This window comes from Nitrospiria bacterium (genome assembly GCA_036397255.1).
In the GTDB taxonomy this organism is placed as follows: Bacteria; Nitrospirota; Nitrospiria; order DASWJH01; family DASWJH01; genus DASWJH01.
The window spans coordinates 1-8,983 of record DASWJH010000116.1 but is presented as its reverse complement, the minus strand read 5'-3'; the positions used below and the strand labels follow the sequence as shown (position 1 = coordinate 8,983).

9 protein-coding genes are annotated in these 8,983 nt (G+C 43.4%); 4 read left to right on the top strand and 5 right to left on the bottom strand.

What is annotated here, in order from left to right:
• Positions 1-212: 212 nt before the first annotated feature.
• Positions 213-767, top strand: coding sequence for a peptidylprolyl isomerase (locus VGB26_15525; protein ID HEX9759184.1), 555 nt, complete (start codon positions 213-215; stop codon positions 765-767).
• A 139-nt stretch (positions 768-906) separates the two neighbouring features.
• On the opposite strand, the gene VGB26_15520 is transcribed toward VGB26_15525, so the two are convergent.
• On the bottom strand, positions 907-1,068 hold the full coding sequence (locus tag VGB26_15520) for a hypothetical protein (GenBank protein ID HEX9759183.1): 162 nt from the start codon (positions 1,066-1,068) through the stop codon (positions 907-909).
• A 168-nt stretch (positions 1,069-1,236) separates the two neighbouring features.
• On the opposite strand from VGB26_15520, the gene VGB26_15515 reads away from it, so the two are divergent.
• Together VGB26_15515 and VGB26_15510 are read left to right on the top strand one after the other, a co-directional pair.
• Positions 1,237-2,301, top strand: coding sequence for a J domain-containing protein (locus VGB26_15515; GenBank protein HEX9759182.1), 1,065 nt, complete (start codon positions 1,237-1,239; stop codon positions 2,299-2,301).
• Between the two features lie 22 nt (positions 2,302-2,323).
• Positions 2,324-3,541 carry a glycosyltransferase gene (locus VGB26_15510; protein ID HEX9759181.1) on the top strand — a complete coding sequence of 406 codons (1,218 nt, stop codon included), beginning with the start codon at positions 2,324-2,326 and terminating at the stop codon, positions 3,539-3,541.
• Here VGB26_15510 and VGB26_15505 read toward each other — a convergent pair.
• The gene (locus tag VGB26_15505) at positions 3,534-4,754 is read right to left on the bottom strand and encodes an OmpP1/FadL family transporter (protein HEX9759180.1); all 1,221 of its coding nucleotides are present in this window, start codon (positions 4,752-4,754) and stop codon (positions 3,534-3,536) included. The two genes, VGB26_15510 and VGB26_15505, sit on opposite strands and share 8 nt — an antisense overlap.
• A gap of 115 nt (positions 4,755-4,869) precedes the next feature.
• Between VGB26_15505 and VGB26_15500 the strand changes: the two genes are divergently transcribed.
• Positions 4,870-5,319, top strand: coding sequence for a transcriptional repressor (locus VGB26_15500; GenBank protein ID HEX9759179.1), 450 nt, complete (start codon positions 4,870-4,872; stop codon positions 5,317-5,319).
• A gap of 87 nt (positions 5,320-5,406) precedes the next feature.
• On the opposite strand, the gene VGB26_15495 is transcribed toward VGB26_15500, so the two are convergent.
• The 3 genes from VGB26_15495 to VGB26_15485 form a co-directional block, all read right to left on the bottom strand.
• Positions 5,407-6,849, bottom strand: coding sequence for an NADH-quinone oxidoreductase subunit N (locus tag VGB26_15495; GenBank protein ID HEX9759178.1), 1,443 nt, complete (start codon positions 6,847-6,849; stop codon positions 5,407-5,409).
• Positions 6,846-8,369: an NADH-quinone oxidoreductase subunit M gene (locus tag VGB26_15490; protein HEX9759177.1), complete on the bottom strand. Its 1,524-nt coding sequence runs from the start codon at positions 8,367-8,369 to the stop codon at positions 6,846-6,848. Before VGB26_15490 ends, VGB26_15495 begins: the two co-directional genes overlap by 4 nt.
• Positions 8,370-8,619: 250 nt before the next feature.
• On the bottom strand, positions 8,620-8,983 hold a 364-nt coding region (locus VGB26_15485), incomplete at its 5' end, for a transposase (GenBank protein ID HEX9759176.1).

The following is an 8,983-nucleotide window of genomic DNA, read 5'->3' as shown; positions in this document are numbered from 1 at the left end:
AATTCTACAAATTTTGAGTGTGTCGCTGTTCGAAAAAACCCCAATATTACAAGCGCTTTCTTCGATTGATTACGAAGATGAAACCATTGATGACGATAACCAATTGAATTTATTTGTATAACGTTGGGACAGTAGTGATCCTGAAACTTTAATTAGAAAAGGAGGCTCTTATGTTTTTAGTAAGTGGAATGGCATTCTTTCTTTTGGTGGCCATGGTCGTTCCATCAGGGGCAACGGAGAACAAAACTCTTCCATCCGGAACCTACGCGGTTTTTAATACCAACCTTGGAACCATAACCTGCCAACTCTTTGAAAAAGAAGCCCCCAACACCGTAGCAAACTTTGTTGGACTGGCAGAGGGAACCAAGGAGTGGCTAGATCCTAAAACCGGGAAAAAGGTTAAAAAACCCTTTTATGACGGTCTCATTTTTCACAGAGTAATCCCGAATTTTATGATTCAGGGGGGAGATCCTGAAGGAACGGGAAGGGGAGGTCCTGGGTATACCTTTGCGGATGAATTTTCCCCAAAACTTAAGCACGATAAACCAGGACGGCTTTCCATGGCAAACGCGGGTCCGAATACCAATGGAAGCCAATTTTTTATAACCGTTGCTCCAACACCCTGGCTAGACAACCGCCATTCACTATTTGGGGAGGTAGTAGAGGGCCAGGATATCGTTGATAAAATCATTAAGGTACAACGGGATGGTAGTGACAGGCCTTTAAAAAATGTTGTAATGGAAAACGTAAAAATTATAAGGAAATAAATTTAAAAAAATTCTGGCAGGGATCGCACTGAGTGAGATTGGCTATTCTTAAAATATTTACAACTAAAATGATAGGCCAATATCCCTATTCCACCTTTTAAAAATTTTATTAATAAGTTCGAATATTGGCCTACCGAAATTATCCCTCTAAAACCGTTTCAGTTTGTTGAAGTTCAGGTTTGTAAGAAGATGAGAATCTCACCCTCACTAAAATTTCATCACCACCTTTTTCATCTTTAGGTAGAGGTTCTTTCAAAACCAAATGCATGTCCCCGATTAATACCGCGTCAACCTGTTTCACCCTAAGGTACCTCCTCGTTTTTAAATTTAAACCTATGAATCGTACCAAGCCCACCCAACGTTGTCAAGAAATTTAGCGTTTCTATTAAAAAGAACCAATAGCAACAAAATATTTTATAACCCAAAGAAAAATATGGAATTTTCCGGTTTTCTGGGTTAACATGTTTTTATGGAATTTAAAGATTATTATAAAAGCTTAGGGGTTGAGCGAAGTGCCACTCAAGACGCCATAAAAAGTGCATACCGAAAACTTGCCCGGAAATTTCACCCCGATTTAAATCCAGGGAATAAAAAGGCCGAAGATCGTTTTAAAGAAATTAATGAGGCTTATGAAGTCCTTGGGGATGGGGGAAAAAGAAAAAAATATGACCAATTGGGAGCCAATTGGGAACAAATCCTAAAAGACCAACAGGATGGAAATGTTTATTCCGACTTTGGAGGGTTTGAACCCGGACCAAGGGGAAAGGCCGGAGGGTTTTCTGATTTTTTTGAGGCGTTTTTCGGAGGGACCCCATTTTCTTCAGAAGGCTTTGGAGGAGGAACTCCAAAACCTCAAGCCGGGGAAGATATCGAACATGATTTCCCCCTCACATTAGAAGAAATAATAAAAGGAGAAAAAAAAGCCCTGAAAATTTCCTTGGGGGAATTTTGTAGCCGGTGCAAAGGGGGGGGGAAAATTTCAACTACAACCTCATCCCAACACCGTCGGAGGGTCACCATGCATATCTGTCCCAATTGCAGGGGAACTGGCCAAACGGAGAGGTCCCAAACCATTGAGGTAAAGATTCCAAAAGGGTTAAAGGGAGGGTCCAAAATCCGCCTGGCGGGCCTGGGAGGAGGAGGCGTCCAGGGGGGAAAGCCTGGAGATTTATACCTACGGGTACGGATTGTTCCCCACCCCATCTTTAAGACCGAAGGTCATAACCTTTTTGCTGAGTTACCCATATGGGATGATGAAGCCGCTTTAGGGACTGAAATGACCGTTCCAACACTGGTGGGAAATGTCGTACTCCATATTCCTCAAGGAACCCAAAATGGACATCAACTCCGTTTAAAGGGAAAGGGCCTTCCATTGGCAAAAGGAGAGGGTTTCGGGGACCTTTATTGGAGAATTCTTGTGGTAGGGCCGCCACCCCATTTAAGTGAAAAAGAGCGGGAATTATACCTGGAACTTCGGAACCTAAGGATAGCTAAAAACAACCGGGAAGACATTAGAAAAAAGATTAAACCCTAGAGCCATGAACCTCCAATAACCGATGGCAGTGCTACTCGGAATAGCTTTTCTTCATTTTATCCATCTCGTTTTCCACTACCGAAAAGGCTTTAAAGGGTTTTCCCCTCTGACTCTTGAAAACACCGATTCCTCACCCCGCCAGGGTTTCTCCATAATCATTCCCGCCCGAAACGAAGCAAGGAATATTGCAAAAACCCTTGATTCTCTCCAAAAACAAACCTACAGGCCCTTTGAAATTTGGGTTGTAGATGATCACTCCGATGACGAAACCGCCCAGACCGTTCAAAAAATTTCCCAGAAGGACCCACGGGTTCAGCTTTTAAAAGCCCCTCCCCTCCCTCCAGATTGGTTGGGGAAACCCCATGCTCTTGGCCATGGGGCAAAATACGCCAAACATCAACTTTTGCTCTTCACCGATGCCGATGTGGAATTTCACCCTCAGGCTCTTTCCGCGGCGGTTTCAGAATTGAACCGAAGAAAAGCGGACCTGCTTACCCTCCTTCCACAATCAATTTTAGGGGGATTTTGGGAATGTGTGATTCAACCCTCCGTTCTTTCCATTATCCTCTATGGGCTGAATGTTTCTAAAATTAATGACCCCTCCGATCCGCAAAGTTTTGGAATCGGAGCGTTCCTTCTCATTCGACGGGAAACCTTCCTTCGCGTAGGAGGATATTCACCAATCAAGGACCAACTTATAGATGATTATGCCATGGCCAATTTGGTTAAAAAAAATAGAGGAACCATTTGGCTGTCTGACGGACGGGAGTATATCTCCATTCGGATGTATGAATCATTTTCCGAAATCTGGAAGGGTTGGCAAAAAAATTTTTATGCGGGGCTAATGCTTCCTTTCCGGTTAGGGTATGAAAAACGTCAATGGGTTTTGTGGGAGAAAAAACCGTTGCTTACCCTCTTGTTGGTGACGTTGTTTTTGTCGTTTACATTTGTTTTTCCACCGGTTGCATTTTTTTGGACCCTTTTTTCTAATCCATCAACATTTACACTTTTACTTTCCATACTTACTTTCTTCGCATTTTTGTTTTTTGGTTTTTCCCTTTATAACCGTTTGGAAAAGTCCCCTTTTTGGACTTTTACCCTTCCCTTAGGAGCGGTGATCACACTAGGAATTGCCATCACCAGCACTTGGCAAAACCGGGTTAGAGGGGGCCCGACATGGAGAGGCCGGCATTATCCCCATGCCAATCAAGACCCTGGTGCCACAAAAAATTTCAATTAAAAATAAAAGTAAAACTAAGAGCAATCAAATGCCCAATGGTTTCATAGGTTCCATTTTGAGTAACTGGAATTAAAGCAGGCAAAACATTATTCACATCCCTGTCCCTTAAAAAGAACACATCATAGGCTAAATCGGTGGTAAGAATCCCCGAGGTATAACCAATCCCGAAGGAAAAAATATCTCGTGTGGCATCTTGTAAAATGGGATCCATTGTATTATCGGGAATAGGGGTTTCATCAAAGGTATAACCCGCACGAAAAGCAAGAACTTCATTAAACCAATATTCTCCTCCCAAATGGATTGCAAAAACATCATTCCAGTTTCTGGGAATAGAGGTATCGAAAACAGAATTTTCAAAACTTAAATCAAGGTTTTGAATGGTAGACCAACCCGTCCATTGAAAATCCAATTCAAGGGCAAAATTTGGAAAAAAATGATGAGATAAACCCACAACGGCGATGGGGGGCATCGTTAAAGTGGTAAAGGCCGCCCCATTGACAAATCCGGGAAAGGAAGATTCGGCTCTTCCTTCATAATCGATCCTTACCTGGCTCCGAAAGGATGCTCCTAGGGAAGTGCGTTCAGAGATCAAAAAGAGGGATCCAAAATTGTAACCCCACCCATCCCCTTCTCCACTATGGATATTAAGGTCATGGTCGGGCCCAAGAAAGGGATCGGGTACTTTTCTTCTCAGCTCCGATCTTCCTCGAACATAATTAATTCCAAAACCTACCATAACTTTTTCATGAGGGCGCCAGGCAACCGTTGGGTTTATATAAAGGGTTTCAACAGATGACCGATACGAAAATCGGGAAATTTCCCAATTTTCCGGCCAATCGGTTTTCAACCCAAAAGGGGAAAAAGCCCCAAAACCCAAACTGACATTTTCTGAAATCGGGTGGGTTAAAAAAAAATGAAGCGGAAAGGTAATCTGCTGAAACATATCGGTAGTTAACCCTGTTGTATTGCTTCTAAATTCACTTTCCACAATAATAGCCGTTGCCCCCAAAGAAGCCTGGGTTCCCTCTAATTGAACAATGCCCGCGGGGTTATAAAAAATAGCGGAAGGATTATCAGCCCTGGCTGCGAAGGCATCACCTTGTCCCATAGCTGCGGCTCCCTGTTCATAAACCGCAAAACCAGCCCCCACGGCTTGACCTCCAAAAAACTCAAGGAAAACAAACGTCAAAAAAACCTGGATAAAAAGTGCCATATCCTCTCCTTTTTTCATATAGAATTATTTTGCGGTCTATTTCCCCAAACTTGACTCATTCCCCTACTATAATGTACATTACTTATTACGAATAATTACTGGTTGAGGTTGAAAGATGAAAGAACAAACGATTAATGTTTCAGAAGAGTTTAAAAAACATGGGCTTAAGCTGACCCACCAAAGACTAGCCGTTTATGAGGCATTAAAAAAGAGCAAAGATCACCCCAGTCCAGAAGAAATTTATCAAAGCATCAAAGGGGATTATCCTATGCTTTCGCGAAATACCATTTACACCACCCTTGAGACCCTAAAAGGACTGGGACTCATTACGGAGGTCAATCCCTGGCACCAAGCACGATATGATGCCAATTTGGGTATCCACCATCATGTGGTTTGTGTGAAGTGTAAAAGAATTGATGATATTCATGAACCCACCTTGGACCAGATTTTAATCCCGGACTCCATCAAAGGGAAATATGATGGGTTGAGCCATAAGGTCGAGTTTTCTGGGGTTTGTCCAAAATGTTATTCTGAAAATCGAACCAAGGTAAAAGAAAAAAGCTAGAAAACAATTTCCCCCCTCACGAAACCATTCTCTCCCACACCCTAACGGTTCTGATCCCCAAAAAATCCTTCAAACCATGAACAGGCTTTATTGAATATTTAAAATTGAACTCTGTGCATAGCTAACGATTGGGTCGGGGTATACCCCGATGGCCATGATTACCCCAACCGCAACCAGAAGTGCAATGGACATTGCTGGTGAGGTGGCCAATTCAAATTCTTGTTCGGGTTCTTGCATATACATCACCATAACCACCCGGAGATAATAATAGGCCGAAACCGCTGAAAGGAGAACACCAATGACCGCAAGCCAAACCAAATCGGCTTGGACGGCCGCCATAAAGATATAAAACTTTCCGATAAACCCTGCGGTAGGAGGAATACCGGTCAGGGAAAACATAAAAACCAGCATGACCAGTGCAGCCAAGGGGTTACGTTTTGCCAAACCCGAAAAATCCTTAATTTCTACCCCTTCCATCTCACCCCGTCTGATGAGAATCACCACGCCAAATGCCCCTAAATTCATAAAAGCATAAATGAATAAATAAAGGAGGAGACTAGAGATACCATCCTGATTACCCACCACCAAACCGATCAGGGCGTACCCCGCATGGGCTATACTCGAATAGGCCAGCATCCGTTTTATATTTGTTTGAGAAATTGCAACCACATTTCCAAGTATCATCGTTGCAACGGATAAAACAATCAAAAGGGCGGTCCAATTTTCTTTAATTCCACCGAAGGCTTCTAAAAAGACACGTAAAAATATGGCGAAGCTAGCCGCTTTGGGGCCAACCGACATAAAAGCCGTCACTGAGGTTGGAGCCCCTTGGTAGACATCCGGGGCCCACATATGAAACGGAACGGCTGCAACTTTAAAACCAAACCCAATCACCAAAAGAATAACGGCTAGTATCAACGCCGGACCTGAGAATTCTGTTTGAACAATAAAAGCAGAAACCCCTTTTAAATGGGTGGTCCCAGTTAGACCATAAAGAAGGGAAATGCCATAAAGGAGGATTCCAGAAGAAAATGAACTGAGAACAAAATATTTGGCGGATGCTTCTGTAGATTTTGGTTCAAACCGTTTAAACCCCGCCAGTACGTAAAGCGAGATGGCTGTTAACTCCAGACCTAAATAAATGGTAATGAGGTCCGACCCTGACACCATTAACATCATGCCCGAGGTTGCTAAAAGCAAAAAGGCATAGTACTCGCCCAAATGAACCCCCTCTAATTTAAGATAATTAATCGACATCAAAATTGTTATCGCTGTAATGGTATAAAAAAGGAACTTAAAAAACGTGGAAAAGGGGTCCAAAATAAACATGCCGCTAAAGGCTTCAATTTCAAGGCTCATGAAACGATAACTTGCAAAAAAGGCCAGGCCCAAAGCCAAAAGGGACGTCCATGCGAGATGTACTTTTTTCTCATTGGAAATAAAAGGATCAAAAACCAAAATGATACAGGCATAAAGAACAATAATTAATTCGGGAAGAATGGCATAAAGATCGGTTATTGGAAACGTCATTGAACCCCACCCTCAGATTGGGAAACCACCACCGGCAAATCGATGCTGGCTGTATAATGGTCTAATAAATTTTCTACCGTTGAATGCATGACATCCAAAAAGGGACCGGGATAAACACCAATCCAAAATACCAATAGGGCAAGGGGAACCAGGGTAACGGCCTCCCTCAGATTAATATCGGCTAATTGTCTATTACTTTCTTTCGTGATGGGACCAAAGAGGACCCGTTGGACCATCCATAAAAGGTAAACGGCCGCCAGGATAATTCCTAACGTCGCCAAAACCGCCACAAAGGGATTCTGGAGAAAGGCCCCGATCAGGACCAAAAACTCTCCCACAAAACTATTGGTCCCCGGTAAACCCAAGGAGGAAAGGGAAAAAATAACCAGAAGCGTGGCAAATACCGGCATATTCTTGGAGATACCTCCATAATCCCCTATGAGACGGCTATGAGTCCTGTCATACAAAATACCCACACACAAAAAGAGGGCCCCGGTGGTAATTCCATGGTTGATCATTTGAAGGAGCCCCCCTTCAATTCCCTGCGTATTAAAAACAAAAAGGCCCAGGGTCACAAATCCCATGTGACTGACACTCGAATAAGCAATTAATTTTTTAAGATCATTTTGGGCCAACGCCATATAGGCGCCATAAATAATCGCAATTACGGAGAGACCCAAAATCATTGGGGTAAAAAAGTTCGAGGCATTTGGGAGGATCGGAAGACAGAATCTCAAAAACCCATAAGCACCCATTTTCAGTAAAACGGAAGCTAAGATTACACTTCCAGCCGTCGGTGCTTCCACATGGGCATCGGGAAGCCAGGTATGAAAAGGGAACATGGGAACCTTCACTGCAAAGGCCGCAAAAAATGCCAGGAAGAGCCAAACCTGAAGACCAGGGCTATAACTCCCGTTCATCAGCTCGAGAATATTAAAAGTTCCCCCTCCTTCAAAATAAAGCACAATAATCGCAACCAACAGCAAAAGACTCCCCACCAGGGTATAGAGGAAAAATTTGATGGCAGCATAAACCCGATTGGGTCCCCCCCACACCCCAATGATCAAGTACATGGGAATGAGCATGGCTTCCCAAAAGATGTAAAAGAAAATAAAATCAAGGGCACAAAAAACACCCAGCATTCCAGTTTCCAACACCAATAGGGAGATCATAAACTCCTTCACCCTTGAAGATATAGCATTCCAAGAACAAAGCACGCAGAGGGGTGTAAGAAACGTCGTCATTAGAACCAGAAGGATACTGATCCCATCAATCCCTAATCGGTAATGGATATTTAGCGATTGTATCCATTGATGATACTCTGTAAATTGCATCTCGTGAGTGGAGGTATCAAACAAGAAGAACAAAGGCAGGGAAGCAAGGAAAACCGCACTGGAAGTACCCAAGGTGGCCCATTTGATGGTTTCAACATTGCGAAGGGAAAAAACCAGTAAGGCTCCAAACAGGGGAAGAAAAATAACCAGCGTCAATAAAGGGAAATCTGAAGAATTATCCATCATTTGGATTTACGTTCACCTAAAATTTAAAACAAAGGGTCTTTAATTGATGTACAAAATCCCTACCAAATCTTAATAGTAAAACCCGAATCTATTTTGATCACCCAACTAGGAGCCTGAGCAATTAGTCTTGATATTTTGTGAAGGGATGGTATGTTTAGGCAAAATCGTACTGCACTAATATACCTGCCAGTTTAACTATGCCCACACGGCAGACAGGTTATCTTTACATCCCACCGATGCCTTCTTCTTTTCATGTAACCCCTTCAAGGGATCCGATCAATTCTTTTCGCTGAAGAAGGGACGTGATTTTTTTCAGATTGAATGCCGCACAAACCAAGTTCCACTCGCTCCGAACGTTCGAAAGCCCTCGATAGAAATATCGTCTAAAACCCATCCCACATTTGATCTGGCCGAAGACCGGCTCCACCGTGCTCTTGCGACGCCGATAAATCGCTTGCATCTCAGGCCTCTCTTTGATCTCCCTCAACCGCCGCATCGCTAAATGGCTCTTTCGAACCGTCAACGTGGCATATCCCTTCCGTCGGCTCCATCGGCCGCAGGAACAGCAACTCTCCCCTTGACTCCGGTAGACGGCCCGCTTGCCATTCGGCGTC

Excerpts from the sequence above, each read along its gene's own strand:
- VGB26_15510 (HEX9759181.1), top strand. The coding sequence starts at position 2,324 with ATGGCAGTGCTACTCGGAATAGCTTTTCTTCATTTTATCCATCTCGTT.
- VGB26_15525 (HEX9759184.1), top strand. The coding sequence starts at position 213 with ATGGTCGTTCCATCAGGGGCAACGGAGAACAAAACTCTTCCATCCGGA.
- VGB26_15515 (HEX9759182.1), top strand. The coding sequence starts at position 1,237 with ATGGAATTTAAAGATTATTATAAAAGCTTAGGGGTTGAGCGAAGTGCC.
- VGB26_15505 (HEX9759180.1), bottom strand. The coding sequence starts at position 4,754 with ATGGCACTTTTTATCCAGGTTTTTTTGACGTTTGTTTTCCTTGAGTTT.
- VGB26_15495 (HEX9759178.1), bottom strand. The coding sequence starts at position 6,849 with ATGACGTTTCCAATAACCGATCTTTATGCCATTCTTCCCGAATTAATT.
- VGB26_15500 (HEX9759179.1), top strand. The coding sequence starts at position 4,870 with ATGAAAGAACAAACGATTAATGTTTCAGAAGAGTTTAAAAAACATGGG.
- VGB26_15490 (HEX9759177.1), bottom strand. The coding sequence starts at position 8,369 with ATGATGGATAATTCTTCAGATTTCCCTTTATTGACGCTGGTTATTTTT.